Raw genomic sequence first — 17,347 nt, 5'->3', positions numbered from 1 at the left:
TCCTCAGGAATGCGCTTGAGACAATTTACCGGATGTTTCAGGACCGTTGACCGGCGGTTCCTTGAGCACCACACGCTTGATCGGACCGACGATCACCAGGTAGCTGAACACCGCGACCAGTGCGTTGCAACCGACAAACACCAGCGCCCATTTGAACGAACCGGTGGAACTGATGATGTAGCCAATGACGATCGGTGTGGTGATCGACGCCAGGTTGCCGAAGGTATTGAACAGGCCACCGCTAAGACCGGCGATCTGCTTCGGTGAAGTATCGGACACCACCGCCCAACCCAAGGCCCCCACGCCTTTGCCGAAGAATGCCAGCGCCATGAAGCCCACGACCATCCACTCAACGTCCACGTAGTTGCACGCGACGATGCTGCTGGAGACCAACAGGCCGGCGATGATCGGCGCCTTGCGGGCGAAGGTCAGGGAATGGCCCTTGCGCAGCAGGTAATCGGAAATCACCCCGCCGAGCACACCGCCGATGAAGCCGCAGATCGCCGGCAACGAGGCGATGAAACCGGCCTTGAGGATGGTCATGCCGCGCTCTTGAACCAGGTACACCGGGAACCAGGTCAGGAAGAAGTAAGTGATGCCGTTGATGCAGTATTGGCCGAGGTATACGCCCAACATCATGCGATTGGTCAGCAACTGGCGGATGTAGTCCCACTTCGGACCGTCGCCCTTCTTGCCCTTGCCTTTGTCCTGGTCCATGTCAACCATGCCGCCGTTGTCGGCGATGTGCTTGAACTCGGCGTCGTTGATCATCGGGTGCTGGCGCGGGCTGTGGATAACCTTCAGCCAGATGCCCGAGAAAATGATGCCGATCACGCCCATGACGATGAACACGTGCTGCCAGCCAAAGCTGTAGACGATCCAGCCCATCAGCGGTGCGAACAACACAGTGGCAAAGTATTGCGCCGAGTTGAAGATCGCTGAAGCGGTGCCACGTTCAGCAGTCGGGAACCAGGCCGCGACGATACGTGCGTTGCCGGGGAAGGACGGCGCTTCGGCCAGACCGACGAGAAAGCGAAGCATGAACAGCGCAACCACCGCCGTGGACATGCCGAACTCGCCGACATAACCCTGCAACACAGTGAACAGCGACCAGGTGAAAATGCTCAGCGCATAGATTTTTTTCGAACCGAAACGATCCAGCAGCCAGCCACCGGGAATTTGCCCGGCCACGTAGGCCCAACCGAATGCGGAGAAGATGTAGCCGAGGGTGACTGCGTCAATGCCCAGGTCTTTTTGCAGGCTGGAGCCGGCGATGGCAATGGTGGCGCGGTCGGCGTAGTTGATCGTGGTCACCAGGAACAGCATGAGCAGGATCAAATAGCGGACGTGAGTCGGCTTCTTGGTCGATTGCATGTAGATGTACTCCCACTGATTATTTTTATGCGGGTAATAACGTTGCTGTCTGCAGGAACGGCCGGTCGACGCTCGATTGCTGGCGATCGCGTCGCCGCGGTGTAAATGACACCCCGCGGTGCCTGCATCGCCAGCAAGCCGGCTCCTACAAGGTATTGCGCTGTATCAGGAGCCGACGTAGGCCGTTTTTACGACCGTGTAGAACTCTTGCGCATAGCGACCTTGCTCACGTGATCCATAGGATGAACCTTTACGCCCACCGAACGGAACGTGGTAATCCACGCCGGCGGTCGGCAGGTTGACCATCACCATCCCGGCCTGGGAGTGGCGCTTGAAGTGGTTGGCGTACTTCAGGGAAGTGGTGGCGATGCCCGCCGACAGACCGAATTCGGTGTCGTTGGCCATGGCCAGTGCGGCTTCGTAATCGGCTACGCGAACGATGTTGGCCACCGGGCCGAAGATCTCTTCGCGGCTGATGCGCATCGAGGCCTGGCTGTCGGCAAACAGCGTTGGCGCGAGAAAGTAGCCTTCGGTGTCGCAGGTCACCAGGCCGCCGCCACTGACCAGGCGCGCACCTTCGGACTGGCCGATGTCGATATATTTCATGTCCTGCTCAAGCTGCGCTTGCGACACCACCGGACCGATGTCGATGCCGGATTTCAATGCGTGCCCCACCTTGATCGATTTCATGCGCTCGGCCATGGCTTCGACGAACTGGTCGTGAATCCCGGCGGTGACGATGAAGCGACTCGATGCCGTGCAACGCTGGCCGGTGGAGTAGAACGCGCTCTGTACCGACAGCTCGACCGCTTGCTTGAGGTCGGCGTCGTCGAGAATGATCTGCGGGTTCTTGCCACCCATTTCCAGCTGTACCTTGGCCTGGCGCGACACGCAATTCACGGCGATCTGACGACCGACCCCCACAGAACCGGTGAAGCTGATGCCGTCGACTTTCGGGCTGTTGACGAGCGCATCGCCAACCACACGACCGCTGCCCATCACCAGGTTGAAAACACCGGACGGGAAGCCTGCGCGGGAGATAATTTCTGCAAGCGCCCAGGCGCAACCCGGTACCAGATCAGCCGGCTTCAACACCACACAGTTGCCGTAGGCCAGGGCCGGAGCGATTTTCCAGGCGGGGATCGCTATCGGGAAGTTCCACGGCGTGATCAGGCCGACCACACCCAGGGCTTCGCGGGTGACTTCAACATTGACGCCCGGACGCACCGACGGCAGGTAGTCGCCGGACAGGCGCAGGCATTCACCGGCGAAGAACTTGAAGATGTTGCCGGCCCGGGTCACTTCGCCGATGGCTTCGGGCAGGGTCTTGCCCTCTTCCCTGGCCAGCAGGGTGCCAAGTTCTTCGCGGCGGGCGAGGATCTCGGTCCCGACTTTATCCAGGGAATCGTGACGAGCCTGAATGCCCGAAACCGACCACGCCGGGAAGGCGGCACGGGCGGCGTCGATGGCGGCGTGGACCTGAGCCAGATCAGCCTTGGCATAATCGCCGATGGCGTCGCTCAGTTCGGACGGGTTGATGTTGACCGAGTAATCGGCACCGGCGACCCATTCACCGTTGATGTAGTTGTCGTAGCGCTTTGTCACGAGTCGTTCTCCTCACGCAAAAAACCGCTGATCGCTCAGCGGCTTCGGTTTGATCGTTGTTATTGCGCACCCTGCTTGTCGATCAGCGCGGCGAGCATTTCGTACTCTTCGCCGGTCAGATCGGTCAGCGGCGCACGCACAGGGCCCGCGTCATAACCGGCAATCTTGGCCCCGGCCTTGACGATGCTCACCGCGTAACCGGCTTTGCGGTTACGGATGTCCAGGTACGGCAGGAAGAAGTCGTCGATGATCTTGCCGACGGTGGCGTGATCTTCACGAGCGATGGCGTGGTAGAAATCCATCGCGGTTTTCGGGATGAAGTTGAATACCGCCGAGGAATACACCGGTACGCCCAGCGCCTTGTAGGCCGCGGCGTAGACTTCGGCGGTCGGCAGACCACCCAGGTAGCTGAAGCGATCACCGAGGCGGCGACGGATCGACACCATCAACTCGATATCACCCAGGCCATCCTTGTAGCCGATCAGGTTCGGGCAACGCTCGGCCAGACGTTCCAGCAGCGGTGCGTTCAGGCGGCAGACGTTACGGTTGTAGACCACCACGCCGATATTGACCGACTTGCACACGGCTTCAACGTGAGCGGCAACGCCGTCCTGGCTGGCTTCGGTCAGGTAATGCGGCAGCAACAACAGGCCTTTGGCGCCCAGGCGTTCGGCTTCCTGGGCATATTCGATGGCCTGGCGGGTCGAACCGCCGACACCGGCGAGGATCGGCACGCTGGTGGCGCAGGTGTCGACGGCCGTCTTGATGATTTCCGAGTATTCGCTGGCCGCCAGGGAGAAAAACTCACCGGTGCCGCCCGCGGCGAACAAAGCCGAGGCGCCGTACGGGGCCAGCCATTCCAGGCGCTTGATATAGCCAGCGCGGTTGAAATCGCCCTGGGCATTGAAATCGGTGACCGGGAAAGACAGCAGACCGGAAGAGAGGATGGACTTCAGTTCTTGTGGATTCATTATTCGAACACCCTGGATTGCGACGTGTGTGAGTTGAGACCGTTCAGCCCGACGCTGAAGTTGTAGGTCATCGTACAACTTAAAATACAACCGTCAACTGCATTTCATCGTCGAGGGGAAAATTTCTGGACAAAAAGAGGCGCAAGCCTAATGTTTAGTGGCCTTTCATAATGCGAGGCAGAGGTGAAGCAACGCGATCAACGGCTTGATAGAGATACGTTGTCGGAAGATTGTTTCTAGAGATAGAAGGTTTTGTGGATGGCTCATGGCCCCTTCGCGAGCAAGCCCGCTCCCACATTTGATCTCTGGCGTTCACAAATTTTGTGCTCACTGGAGATCAAATGTGGGAGCGGGCTTGCTCGCGAAGGCAATCTGAAAGGCAAAAAACTCTTGGATCAGCCCGCTTACCCCCGCTGCGCCTCAGCCTCTTCATGAGCATGTCGCAAGCGCTCGCGGCTGTTGGTCAGGTGCAAGCGCATGGCCGCGCGGGCCGCATCAGAGTCCTGGCGGGCGATCGCGTCGTAGATTTCTTCGTGCTCGCGGCTCAGGCGATTCATGTAGTGCTGCTGGTCGTCATGGGCCAGTCGCGCGGAGTTGAGGCGAGTGCGCGGGATAATGCTGGTGCCCAGGTGAGTCATGATGTCAGTGAAGTAGCGGTTGCCGGTCGCCAAGGCAATCTGCAGGTGGAACTGGAAGTCCGAGGCCACGGCATCACTGGCGTGGGAAACACTTTCGTTGAGGGCATCCAGCGCCGCGCGCATCAGCGCCAACTGCTCGGGGCTGCGACGTTGCGCAGCGAGGCCGGCGGACTCCACTTCGAGGCTGATGCGCAGTTCCAGGATGGCCAGCACATCACGCAGGGTGACCACGGTCGCCGGGTCGATGCGAAAACCACTCGGGCTCGGGGTATCAAGCACGAAGGTGCCGATGCCGTGACGGGTTTCCACCTGCCCGGCGGCCTGCAAACGGGAAATCGCCTCGCGCACCACCGTGCGGCTGACACCATGGGCATCCATGATCGCCGACTCGGTGGGCAACTTGTCGCCACGCTTGAGGTGACCATCGCGGATCTGCTCGGACAGCACCGTCACCAGTTCCTGAGCGAGGCTACGGCGCTTGCGAGGGAGGCGTGGTGAGGCGTTCGGGTTTTCCATAGTGAACATCTGTCTCGAAAAAATTCGGCTGCTGAAACCGCATCATAGCGCAACGCGGTTGTACGATCACCTACAGAGGGCGCGGTGTTTATGCGGTCACGGTCTGATCCACCAGATGGCCGTTCTCGATACGAACATGCCGTGGGTGGAAGCGCTTGAGGCTGCTGCGATGCCCGACGCTGACGATACTCAGCCCTGGCAACTCATCGATCAGCGCCTGATACAGCGACGCTTCGTCTTCTTCATCCATCGCCGAAGTCGCTTCGTCCATGTACAGCCATTGCGGGGCGTAAAGCAGCGCACGGGCAAAGGCCAGGCGTTGCTGCTCACCCGGCGACAACATGCGCTGCCAGTGATTGGCTTCGTCGAGGCGCGCCACCAGGTGCGGCAAGCGGCAGGTTTCCAGGACGTGCACGTAGCGCTCGTTCGGATAGGTATCGCCGGCCTGTGGATAACTCAGCGCCTCACGCAGTGTGCCGATCGGCAAGTAAGGTTTTTGCGGCAGGAACAGATAGCGCGCCGCTGGCAGGCGAATACTGCCGTGCCCCGCAGGCCACAGGTGCCCCATCGCCCGCAGCAAGGTCGACTTGCCGCTGCCTGAACGACCGCTGAGCATTACGCGCTCGCCCTCTTGCACGGTCATGTCGCCATTGGTCAACAGGTGGCGACCGTCAGCCAGGTCGAGGCCGAGGTTGTGCACCTTCAAGGCTGAGCCCGAGTTCTGCACGTCGATGGCCGGGGCGCGTTGCTCGTTATCCGTCATCGCCTGACGGAAGCTGAGCAGACGATCGCAAGTGGCGCGCCATGAGGCGAGGCTCTGGTAGGCGGTGATAAACCAGCTGAAGCTGTCCTGGACATTGCCGAACGCCGAACTGATCTGCATCAGCTCGCCCAGTTCGATCTTGCCCGCCAGATAGCGTGGCGCGGCAACCATGAAGGGAAAGATGATGGCCGCCTGCTCGTAACCGGACGTGAAGAAGGTCAGGCGCTTGGACACCTTCATGATGTCCCAGAAATTGTGCCAGACCATCGAGAAGCGATGGGTCAAGCGGCGGTTCTCGTTGGGCTCGCCGTTGTACAACGCGATGCTTTCAGCGTTCTCGCGAACCCGTACCATGGAAAAACGCAGGTCGGCTTCGAAGCGTTGCTGGCGGTTATTCAAGCCGATCAACCGGCGACCGATCAAATGCGTCAGCCAGCTACCTACCACCGCGTAGACCAGTACGCACCAGAACATGTAGCCGGGGATGGTCACACCGAACACTTCGATGCTCCCCGAAACCCCCCAGAGGATGATCGAGAAGGACACCAGGCTGACGATATTGCGCAGCAGCCCAACGCCCAGGTTCAAGGTGTCGGAGGTGAAATTGTTGAGGTCTTCGGAAATGCGCTGGTCCGGGTTATCGGTGTAACCACCCTGCTCCAGTTGGTAATAGTTCTTGTTGCTCAGCCAGCGAGCGAAATGTTTTTCGGTGAGCCACGCCCGCCAGCGAATCGTCAGCATCTGTGTCAGGTAGAGCCGGTACACCGCACCGACAATCGCCACCGCGGCAATCACGCAGAAATACAGGATCAGCCGCCAGAATGCCGCCTCGTCCTTCTGCTGCAAGGCGTTGTAGAAATCCTTGTACCAGGTGTTGAACCACACCGAGATCCCTACACTGATCAGCGACAGCGCAATCACAGCGATCAGCAACGTCCAGGCCTTGACCTTTTCTTCACTGCGCCAGTAAGGCGTGATCATCGCCCAGACTTTTCGGAAAAACTGCCCGCGCACAGCATCATTGACCGCGGAGTACTCAGCGTTCTGATTCATGGATAAGGCTCGATAAGAAAAAGTACGTGCACGAACCGATCATAGATGATCGGTTCGGTTTGTCGCGAGGAGTGGCCCGCATTCGTTCAGCGCTGGTTCAGCGACGAACCGGGCGCTTCTGCAGTTTGCGCTGCAGCGTGCGGCGGTGCATGCCCAGGGCGCGGGCAGTGGCGGAGATGTTGCCTTCGTGCTCGGTCAACACGCGCTGGATGTGTTCCCACTGCAGGCGGTCCACGGACATCGGGTTTTCCGGCACCAGGCTGTCGAGGTCGGCGTGTTCGGACAACAGCGCGGCCAGCACGTCGTCGGCGTCGGCCGGCTTGCACAGGTAGTTGCAGGCGCCACGCTTGATCGCCTCCACGGCGGTGGCGATGCTCGAATAACCGGTGAGGATCACCACGCGCATTTCCGGGTCCATTTCCAGCAGCTTGGGCAGCAATACCAGGCCGGAATCGCCATCCATTTTCAGGTCCAGGGCGGCATAGTCCGGCAGGTCGGCCTGGGCGATGGTCAGCCCCTCTTCGGCGGAACCGGCGGTGCTGACGCGAAAACCACGGCGGGCCATGGCGCGGGCCATCACCCGGGTAAAGGTCGCGTCGTCGTCGACCAGCAGCAAATGCGGCAGTTCTTCACCTTCGACTTGGATTTCGTCACTCATGTTGGTCTCCTCGGGCGCCGTGGGGCAGGCGCAGCTCGGTGAGCGTGCCGCCTTCCTCATGACTGTAGAGTTTCACTGAGCCGCCGGCGCGTGTCACGCTGGCCTTGCTCAAAAACAGGCCCAGGCCGAAACCTTTGCCCTTTGTGGTAAAAAATGGCTTGCCAATCTGCTCGGCGATGGCCAGCGGCACACCGGCACCGTGGTCGCGGATGCTGATGGTCAAATCCTCTGTATTCCAGTCCAGGGTAACTTGCAGCCCGTCGGGACAGGCATCCGCCGCGTTGTTGAGCAAATTGAGCAACGCCTGCGTCAGGTCCGGCGGCGGCGCCATGCGCGGCACCGTGCCCTGGCCCAGGCGCTGGAAGCGATAACTGGCTTCCGGGCGCATCAGGTGCCAGCGATTGAGCGCTTCGTCGAGCCAGTCGGTGACGTCCTGCATCTCCACCGCCAGCCGGCGATTGGCTTCCGCCGCCCGAACAAGCTGCTGCAACGTCTCCTTGCACAGCTTGACCTGGTCCTGCAGCACCTTCAGGTCATCCTGCAGCATCGGGTCAGGATGGTCCTGCTGCATCTCCTTGAGCAACACGCTCATGGTTGCCAGCGGCGTACCCAGCTCATGGGCGGCGCCCGCCGCCTGGGTGGCGACTGCCAGCAGTTGCTGGTCGCGCAGGCCTTCTTCCCGGCGGATGGCCCGCAACTCTTCCTGGCGACGCAGCTCTTCGGCCATGCGCGCGGCGAAGAACGTGATGACTGCCGCCGCCAGGGCGAAGCTCAACCACATCCCGTACACCTGCAGGTTTTCCCGGGCGATCGGGAAGGTTTGCAGCGGATAGAAGCGTGCGAGCAGCAAGGTATACAGGGTCAAGGCGATGCCCGACAGAATCACCGAGTAACGCCATGGCAAAGTCACTGCCGCGATGGTCAGCGGCACCAGGTAATAAGAGACGAAGGGGTTGGTCGACCCCCCCGAGAAATACAGTAATGCGCTGTGGATAAACAGATCGCAGGCCAGCTGCACCGCGTATTCAAGCTCGGTGACCGGCCAGGTGGTGCGCAGCCGAATGGCCGTGAAAGCACACAGCAGCATCGAACAGCCGAGCGTCGCGGCCAGTTGGAACCAGGGCAGTGGCAGCAGTTCGAGCCAGTAGGCCAGGCCTACGGAACCGGCTTGAGCGGCCAGGACCAAGGTGCGGATAAACGTCAACCGCCAGAGATTCTGGCGCGTGGCGGAAGTGATTTGGACGGGGGCGAGCATGAGCTCTCCTGATGAGCGCTCCAGGCGGATCGACGGGAGTATAACCAAGCGCGGGGGCTGACAGGCGAAAGTGCGGCAAACGGCCACATGTAGGAGCGAGCAGGCTCGCGATGGTCGTCAGCGATAACGCTGGGAACCTGGCACCCCGCGGCGCTCTCGGGTTCATCGCGAGCATGCTCGCTCCTACAGATGTACATCCTGCCCTTGCAGGAGCGAGCACGCTCGCGATGGTCGTCAACGATAACGCGGGGAACCTGGCACCCCGCGGTGCTCTCGGGTTCATCGCGAGCATGCTCGCTCCTACAGGGGGATGCACACCTGTATAGAAGTTGTAACTGTGCGAACCAGATCAGCAACGCTAGAGTCTGATGGGTTCACGCAGGGCCACAACCTGCGCACCCACCAAGGAGCCTTCATGCACACATTCCGCCGCAGCGCCGCCCTCCTCGCCCTGAGTGCCGGCACCCTCGTCGCCCTTCCGGCCCTGGCCGTCGACGAGCTTCATTACAACCAGGTTTCCCTGCGCGCCGAAGTCAGCCAGGAAGTGGCTCGCGACCTGATGATCGTGACCCTCTACACCGAAGAACAGAATACCGACCCGGCCAAACTCGCCGCGGACGTCAGCACCACCATGAACAAGGCCCTGGCTCAGGCCAAGCAGGTCAAGGACATCACCCTGCGTCAGGGCAGCCGTAATAGCTACCCGATCTACGACACCAAGGGTCAGAAAATCACTGGCTGGCGTGAACGCGCTGAACTGCGTCTGGAAAGCTCGGACTTCGCCGCATTGTCGAAGCTGACCGGCGAACTCCTCACCGACCTGAAAATGGGCGGCATGGACTTCGCCATTGCCACGCCAACCCGCAAAGCCAGCGAAGACGCCCTGCTCAAGGACGCCGTTAGCGCGTTCAAGGCCCGTGCCCAATTGGCCACCGACGCCCTGGGCGGCAAGGGCTACAAAATCGTCAACCTGAACCTCAACAGCAACGGTTATCCACAACCGTACATGCGCGGGCCGATGATGATGAAAGCCGCCAGCATGGATGCCGCTCCAGTGACGCCGGAAGTGGAAGCCGGTACCAGCCAGGTCAGCATGACGGCCGATGGCTCGATTGAAGTGCTGATGCCTTGATTCGATAAATCTGAAATACAAAAACGGCGATCACTGAACTGATCGCCGTTTTTTTGTGCCCCTGCAGGAGCTGACGCAGGCTCGGGGCGCCTTCGGGCGATCTTTTGATCTTGTTCTATGCTCTCAAAGACATTTCAGCGGCGACCCAACAGTTCGCAGCCTGCGGCAGCTCCTACGGAGATGTCGTACAAGCCGAAATGAAAAGTTGCACTTTGTATAACTCGCACCTCGCGATCACTACCCGTGCAACGATAACCACTTCGATTAACCGCCACACACCCCTCAAGGACGGGGTATAAATAGGTAACACCCTGCCCCAGCCACGGGCACCCCAAGGCTTCAACGCACCAAAAAAGTGCGCCAGTTGCACTACAAATAGGCCGCGCAAACGATCAAATGCGTCGAGTTTTATACAATTGCGACATTAAGGTACGTTCGTGCCACTGTTTAAGGCTTGTAGTCAGTCTGGATCTTGCATTGGGTATGGCCCCTGCATAAGTATCCGCAGGCACGACTCACGAGGTCGTCCTCAAAATCAAAAAATGACAACAAATCATGAGGCCACCATGCTTAAACACGCGGTCATTCCGTTTTTAGTCGGCGCCAGCCTTTTGGCTAGTGCGCCGTTCGCTCAAGCTGCGACTAACCTGGTGTTCTGCTCCGAAGGGAGCCCGGCCGGTTTCGATCCAGGTCAATACACCACCGGAACCGACTTCGACGCCTCTGCCGAAACCATGTTCAACCGCCTGACCCAGTTCGAGCGCGGCGGCACCGCCGTAATTCCTGGCCTGGCGACCAGCTGGGACGTCTCCGCTGACGGCCTGACGTACACCTTCCACCTGCGTGACGGTGTCAAGTTCCACACCACCCCGTATTTCAAGCCGACTCGTGAGTTCAACGCCGACGACGTGCTGTTCACCTTTAATCGCATGATTAACAAGGATGACCCGTTCCGCAAAGCGTACCCGACCGAATTCCCGTACTTCACCGACATGGGGATGGACACCAACATCACCAAGATCGATAAAGTCGACGACAAGACCGTCAAGTTCACCCTCAAGGACGTCGATGCCGCGTTCATCCAGAACATGGCCATGAGCTTCGCCTCGATCCAGTCCGCCGAATACGCCGCACAGCTACTGAAAGAAGGCAAGGCCGCCGACATCAACCAGAAGCCGGTCGGCACTGGTCCGTTCGTGTTCAAGAGCTACCAGAAAGACTCCAACATCCGCTACACCGGGAACAAGGACTACTGGAAGCCGGAAGACGTCAAGATCGACAACCTGATCTTCGCCATCACCACCGATCCGTCGGTACGTATCCAGAAGCTGAAGAAGAACGAGTGCCAGGTTACCCTGTTCCCTCGTCCGGCCGACCTGAAGGCGCTGCGCGAAGACAAGACTCTGAAGCTGCCTGACCAGGCCGGTTTCAACCTGGGCTACATCGCCTACAACGTGATGGACAAGGTCAAGGGCAGCAATGAGCCAAACCCGTTGGCCCAATTGAAAGTGCGCCAGGCACTGGACATGGCTGTCAACAAGCAACAGATCATCGATTCGGTATACCAGGGCGCTGGCCAACTGGCCGTCAACGCCATGCCTCCGACCCAGTGGTCCTACGACACCACCATCAAGGATGCGCCGTACAATCCTGAGAAAGCCAAAGAGCTGCTCAAGGAAGCCGGCGTCAAGGACGGCACCGAAATCGTTCTCTGGGCCATGCCGGTACAGCGTCCGTATAACCCTAACGCCAAGCTGATGGCAGAAATGCTGCAGTCCGACTGGGCGAAGATCGGTCTCAAGGTCAAGATCCAGAGCTACGAGTGGGGCGAGTACATCAAGCGCTCCAAAGGCGGCGAGAACCAGGCGATGCTGATTGGCTGGAGCGGCGACAATGGTGATCCGGACAACTGGCTGAACGTGCTGTTCGGTTGCGACTCGCTGGAAGGCAACAACTTCTCGAAATGGTGCTACAAGCCGTTTGACGACATCGTCAAGCAAGCCAAGCGCACTTCGGATCAAGGCAAGCGCACCGAACTGTACAAGCAGGCGCAACACATCCTTAAAGATCAGACGCCAATGACACCTATCGCTCACTCGACGGTGTTCCAACCCATGCGCGCCAATGTGCAGGACTTCAAGATCAGCCCGTTTGGCTTGAACTCCTTCTACGGCGTCAGCGTCAGCAAATAAGGTTTGGTAACGGCGACGTTCATGACGTCGCCGTTACTTCGCCTACCGAGAAAGCAGGAAATTACCTACATCCAAATCGCCCACTGACTACAGGCGGGTGCTAGGACGCGTCGTCTTTTCCCACAAGTCTTTCGGACTTTTCGTATTTACTGCCGGACCCACGGTGCCTACCGTCGGGATCTGACCAGCGAATGCGTGGGCCCTCGGTTTTTTTGCTGCACGACATGGCTGGAAACCAGTGACCCTCCCCGTCTGCGCACGGGACGAAGGTTCATTGACTCAACACTGAACAAGAGAGAGCGTCATGCGTCATACCTTGGTTTTATCCGCATTGCTGGGCACTGGCCTGTTGGCCGCCACGTCCATGAGCCAGGCTGCCTCCGACAGCCTGGTGTTCTGTTCCGAAGGCAGCCCCGCCGGTTTCGATACTGCGCAGTACACCACCGCAACCGACAACGACGCTGCCGAACCGCTGTACAACCGCCTGGTAGAGTTTGAAAAAGGCTCAACCAACGTCGTACCCGGCCTGGCCACCAGTTGGGATATTTCCGAAGACGGTCTCACGTACACCTTTCACCTGCGCCCAGGGGTGAAGTTTCATACAACCAAGTACTTCACACCGACCCGCGACTTCAACGCCGATGACGTGCTGTTCACGTTCAATCGCATGCTCGACCCGCAACAACCTTTCCGTAAGGCCTACCCGACAGAGTTTCCCTATTTCAACGGGATGAGCCTGAACAAGAACATCGCCAAGGTCGAAAAGACCGGGCCGCTGACCGTGGTCATGACGCTCAACAGCGTGGACGCCGCGTTCATCCAGAACATCGCCATGAGCTTCGCCGCGATCCTCTCCGCCGAGTACGCCGACAAGCTGCTCGCCGAAGGCAAGCCGAGCGACATCAACCAGAAGCCGATCGGCACCGGGCCGTTCGTATTCAAGAGTTACCAGAAAGACTCGAACATCCGCTACACCGGCAACAAGCATTACTGGGACCCGAGCCGGGTCAAGCTCGATAACCTGATTTTCGCCATCAACACCGACGCGTCGGTGCGCGTGCAGAAACTCAAGGCCAATGAGTGCCAGATCACCCTGCACCCGCGCCCTGCCGACGTCACCGCGCTGAAAAACGATCCCAAGCTGCAACTGATCGAAAAGCCCGGTTTCAACCTCGGCTACATCGCCTACAACGTGCGTCACAAGCCATTCGACCAGCTCGAAGTGCGCCAGGCGCTGGACATGGCGGTGAACAAGCAAGGCATTCTCAATGCCGTTTACCAAGGTGCAGGGCAACTGGCGGTCAACGCCATGCCGCCGACCCAATGGTCCTACGATGAGACGATCAAGGACGCCGCCTATAACCCGGAAAAAGCCAAGGAACTGCTCAAGGCTGCCGGCGTGAAGGAAGGCACCGAAATCACCCTGTGGGCCATGCCCGTACAGCGCCCCTACAACCCCAACGCCAAGCTGATGGCCGAAATGCTCCAGGCTGACTGGGCGAAGATCGGCCTCAAGGTCAAGATCGTCAGCTACGAATGGGGCGAGTACATCAAGCGCACCAAGAATGGCGAGCACGACATCAGCCTGATCGGCTGGACCGGTGACAACGGTGACCCGGACAATTGGCTCGGCACGCTGTACAGCTGCGATGCCATCGGCGGCAACAACTACTCCATGTGGTGTGATCCGGCTTACGACAAGCTGATCAAGCAGGCCAAGGTCGTGACCGACCGCGACCAACGCACCCTGCTCTACAAACAGGCGCAGCAGTACCTCAAGCAGCAGGTACCGATCACGCCGGTCGCCCACTCGACGGTCAATCAGCCGTTGAGCGCCAAAATCGAAGGGTTCAAGGTCAGCCCTTTCGGTCGCAACGTTTTCTCGGGTGTCAGCATCGAAAAATAAAACCGTGTAGCTGAAAACGCTTGGGGGCGCATTGCGCCCTCACGCAAGCGTATTGCCGTAATTCGCCAATTTGGCACCAGGCAAACGTTTGCAACGCGTCAATGAGTTCAAAAGCAAATAGCCGAACCACCAAAAAAGGCCGGCATTAATAATAGAAACCAAGGAGCTTCACCCATGAAACTGAGCAGCACCGCGCTACTGGCCCTGGCCATCAGCAGCATCACCGCCACGGCATACGCTGAAACCCAGAGTCAGGCGTACACCCCGGTAACCGTGAATGAGAAAAGTGCCCAGAGCGAAGCCACCGGCTTTCTCGAAGGCCAGTCGATCACCGGCACCACTCGCAACTGGTACGCTAACGAACAACTGAAGCGGGGCGCCAATTTCGCTTACAAGAAAAATGGTGTTTCAACGCCAACTGACCGCCGTATCAACTGGGTCCAGGGCACGATCCTCAAGTACAACTCGGGCTTCACCGAAGGCACCGTTGGTGTCAGCACTGAAGTGGCGGCCTACAACGCCATTGCCCTGGACCAGGACCGCAAGGACCTGGCGTCCAACAACGGCGGCGCACCGGGCACTCGCCCAGGCGCAGGCAACAACCGTACCCTGACCGAAGAAGGCGGCGACGCCGTTGGCCAGTGGAGCAAGTTGGGCCTGGCGAACGTCAAGGCACGTATTTCCAACACCACCCTGACCGCCGGTCGTCAGAACTTCAGCAGCCCGATGGTCGACGTCATCGGTAACCGTGCGCTGCCTTCGAGCTTCCAGGGTGTGGCGATCCACAGCGAAGAGCTGAACAACCTGGCATTCGACCTGGCCACTTTCGATCGCAATTCACCGCGTACCGAACAAAGCCAGCGCAAATTCCGCACCGAATACGCCAATGGCATCGTTGAAACCGACCACGTCTACACCGGCGGTATCACCTACACCCCGTTCGCCAGCCTGACCACCAGCCTCTGGGCCACCCAAGCTGAAGACATCTGGAACCAGTACTATTTCGGCGCCACCCACGTACTGGGCGACAGCCAGGTACTGAGCCTGACCACCGGCCTGAACTACTACAAGACCCAGGAAGAAGGTAAGGCGCTGATCGGCGACATCGACAACGATACCTATTCCCTGTCGTTCGGCCTGACCCACCAGGCTCACAGCCTGACCTTCTCGTACCAGGAAGTGAACGGTAACGAGTACTTCGACTACCTGCACGAAACCAACGGCATCTACCTGGCCAACTCCCTGCTGTCGGACTTCAACGGCCCGAACGAGAAGTCGTTCCAGGTTGCCTACGGCCTGAACATGGCCGAATACGGCGTACCGGGCCTGAAGTTCAACATCTACCAGGCGCGCGGCTGGGGCATCGACGGCACCCACTACACCGGCAACAAAGGTGTGGCCGACAAAGGCTACGACGGCATCCAGTCGCAAGACGGCGAACACCATTACGAATACGGCATCGGTGCCACCTACGCTGTGCAGAGCGGCCCGTTCAAGGCCACCACTATTCGTGGCACCTACACCGCGCACCGCGCCAGTGAAAACCAGGCTGATGGCAGCATCAACGAGTTCCGTCTGGTGACCACGGTTCCGTTCAACATCCTGTAATGCACCAACCGCACGGCTGGTTCAGTGACGAGTCAGCCGTCCGACCTTTGTCCTTTAACCGATTGCAGAGGGTTCTTGATGAAAATGCTTCCCCTACGTGCGGCCATCGCGGCCGCCTTGCTGAGTGTCGCGGTAGGTGTATCGGCCAAGCCACTGGTGGTCTGTACCGAAGCCAGTCCCGAAGGCTTCGACATGGTCCAGTACACGACTGCAGTCACAGCCGATGCGGTGGCCGAGACCATCTTCAATCGCCTGGCGGACTTCAAGCCCGGGACCACCGATGTGATTCCGGCACTGGCCGAATCCTGGGACATCAGTGAGGACGGCCTGACGTACACGTTCCACCTGCGCAAAGGTGTCAAGTTTCATACCACCGAATACTTCAAACCGACCCGTGACATGAATGCCGACGACGTGGTCTGGAGCTTCCAGCGTCAGCTGGACCCGAATCACCCGTGGCACAAGCTGTCGAGCGTGGGCTTCCCGTATTTTGAAAGCATGGGCTTCAAAGAGCTGCTCAAGAGTGTCGAGAAGGTCGACGACAACACGGTCAAGTTCACATTGACCCGCCGCGAAGCGCCGTTCCTGGCCGACATCGCCATGGCGTTCTCCTCGATCTATCCTGCCGAGTACGCCGACCAACTGCTCAAGGCCAACAAGACCGGCGACCTCAACAACAAGCCAATCGGCACCGGTCCGTTTGTCTTCCAGCGCTACAACAAGGACGCACAGGTCCGCTTCAAGGCCAACCCGGACTATTTCCGTGGCAAGCCGCCGGCCGATTCGCTGATCCTGGCCATCGCCACCGACAACAACGTGCGCCTGCAGAAGCTCAAGGCCAACGAATGCCAGGTCGCGCTGTATCCCAAGCCCGATGACATCCCGAGCATCAAGAAAGACTCGAACCTGAAGGTCGATGAACTCAACGCGATGACGGTTTCCTACGTCGCGATGAACACCCAGCACAAATACATGAGCGATGTGCGAGTGCGCAAAGCCATCGATATCGCCTTCGACAAGGAAGCCTATGTCAACGCGCTGTTCGGCAAGGGCAACGCCACCGTCGGGGTCAACCCGTTCCCGGACACCCTGCTGGGCTACAACCACGATCTGAAGAATCCACCCCGCGATCTGGACAAGGCCCGCGCCCTGCTCAAGGAAGCCGGCGTGCCGGAAGGCACCACCTTCACCCTGTTCACCCGCAACGGCGGCGGTCCGACCAACCCCAACCCGATGCTCGGCGCACAGATGATGCAGGCCGACCTGGCCAAGGTGGGGATCAAGATCGACATCCGCGTGATGGAATGGGGCGAAATGCTCAAACGCGCGAAAAATGGCGAGCACGATATGGTTTCCGCCGGATGGGCGGGCGATAACGGCGACCCGGATAACTTCCTGACGCCTATGCTCAGTTGCGAGGCGGCGAAGAACGGCGAAAACTACGCTCGCTGGTGCAATGAAAAATTCCAGGCCCTGCTCGACCAGGCCCGGGAAAAAACCGACCCGGCCGAGCGTGCAGCACTGTACGAACAGGCACAGGTTATCTTTAACCAGGACCAGCCATGGATCAGCATGGCGCACACAAGAATGTTCACTGCAATGCGCAACAACGTAGAGGGCTACCAAATTAGCCCGCTCACCACCAATAACTTCGCCACCACCCAGGTGAAGTAGAT

The 17,347-nt window shown here is 59.3% G+C and carries 12 protein-coding genes; 5 read left to right on the top strand and 7 right to left on the bottom strand.

The genetic code is table 11. The features are described 5' to 3' along the window. Positions 1 to 3: 3 nt before the first annotated feature. From QLG10_RS26125 to QLG10_RS26095, 7 genes are all read right to left on the bottom strand, one after another. Positions 4 to 1,374, bottom strand: coding sequence for an MFS transporter (locus QLG10_RS26125; protein WP_282488272.1), 1,371 nt, complete (start codon positions 1,372 to 1,374; stop codon positions 4 to 6). 165 nt (positions 1,375 to 1,539) lie between these two features. Next, complete coding sequence (locus QLG10_RS26120) at positions 1,540 to 2,979, bottom strand: aldehyde dehydrogenase family protein (RefSeq protein ID WP_110746791.1); 1,440 nt, start codon at positions 2,977 to 2,979, stop codon at positions 1,540 to 1,542. A 59-nt stretch (positions 2,980 to 3,038) separates the two neighbouring features. Beyond that, the gene (kdgD, locus tag QLG10_RS26115; RefSeq protein ID WP_020796617.1) at positions 3,039 to 3,950 is read right to left on the bottom strand and encodes a 5-dehydro-4-deoxyglucarate dehydratase; all 912 of its coding nucleotides are present in this window, start codon (positions 3,948 to 3,950) and stop codon (positions 3,039 to 3,041) included. Positions 3,951 to 4,354: 404 nt separating this feature from the next. Further along, on the bottom strand, positions 4,355 to 5,104 hold the full coding sequence (locus QLG10_RS26110; protein WP_042955306.1) for a FadR/GntR family transcriptional regulator: 750 nt from the start codon (positions 5,102 to 5,104) through the stop codon (positions 4,355 to 4,357). Between the two features lie 88 nt (positions 5,105 to 5,192). Next, positions 5,193 to 6,920: an ABC transporter ATP-binding protein/permease gene (locus QLG10_RS26105; protein WP_110746790.1), complete on the bottom strand. Its 1,728-nt coding sequence runs from the start codon at positions 6,918 to 6,920 to the stop codon at positions 5,193 to 5,195. Positions 6,921 to 7,017: 97 nt separating this feature from the next. Next, a complete protein-coding gene (locus QLG10_RS26100) occupies positions 7,018 to 7,578 on the bottom strand; it encodes a response regulator transcription factor (protein WP_008057484.1) in 561 nt (186 codons plus the stop codon). Continuing rightward, positions 7,571 to 8,833: an ATP-binding protein gene (locus QLG10_RS26095; protein WP_110746788.1), complete on the bottom strand. Its 1,263-nt coding sequence runs from the start codon at positions 8,831 to 8,833 to the stop codon at positions 7,571 to 7,573. Before QLG10_RS26095 ends, QLG10_RS26100 begins: the two co-directional genes overlap by 8 nt. 415 nt (positions 8,834 to 9,248) lie before the next feature. Between QLG10_RS26095 and QLG10_RS26090 the strand changes: the two genes are divergently transcribed. The 5 genes from QLG10_RS26090 to QLG10_RS26070 all read left to right on the top strand — a co-directional run bounded on the left by QLG10_RS26090 (position 9,249) and on the right by QLG10_RS26070 (position 17,345). Then, entirely contained in the window at positions 9,249 to 9,965 is a 717-nt protein-coding gene (locus QLG10_RS26090) for an SIMPL domain-containing protein (protein WP_188264270.1), read from the top strand. A gap of 566 nt (positions 9,966 to 10,531) precedes the next feature. Continuing rightward, entirely contained in the window at positions 10,532 to 12,157 is a 1,626-nt protein-coding gene (locus QLG10_RS26085; protein WP_110746785.1) for an ABC transporter substrate-binding protein, read from the top strand. 304 nt (positions 12,158 to 12,461) lie between these two features. Then, on the top strand, positions 12,462 to 14,063 hold the full coding sequence (locus tag QLG10_RS26080; RefSeq protein WP_110746784.1) for an ABC transporter substrate-binding protein: 1,602 nt from the start codon (positions 12,462 to 12,464) through the stop codon (positions 14,061 to 14,063). Positions 14,064 to 14,237: 174 nt separating this feature from the next. After that, positions 14,238 to 15,671, top strand: coding sequence for an OprD family porin (locus QLG10_RS26075; RefSeq protein WP_020796609.1), 1,434 nt, complete (start codon positions 14,238 to 14,240; stop codon positions 15,669 to 15,671). Positions 15,672 to 15,749: 78 nt separating this feature from the next. Next, complete coding sequence (locus QLG10_RS26070) at positions 15,750 to 17,345, top strand: ABC transporter substrate-binding protein (RefSeq protein WP_110746781.1); 1,596 nt, start codon at positions 15,750 to 15,752, stop codon at positions 17,343 to 17,345. The last annotated feature ends 2 nt before the right edge of the window (positions 17,346 to 17,347 follow it).

The organism is Pseudomonas sp. V98_8, assembly GCF_029967975.1.
GTDB classification, from domain to species: Bacteria; Pseudomonadota; Gammaproteobacteria; order Pseudomonadales; family Pseudomonadaceae; genus Aquipseudomonas; species Aquipseudomonas umsongensis.
The sequence above is the reverse complement of the archived record's forward strand: the minus strand, read 5'-3'. Positions and strand labels throughout refer to the sequence as shown.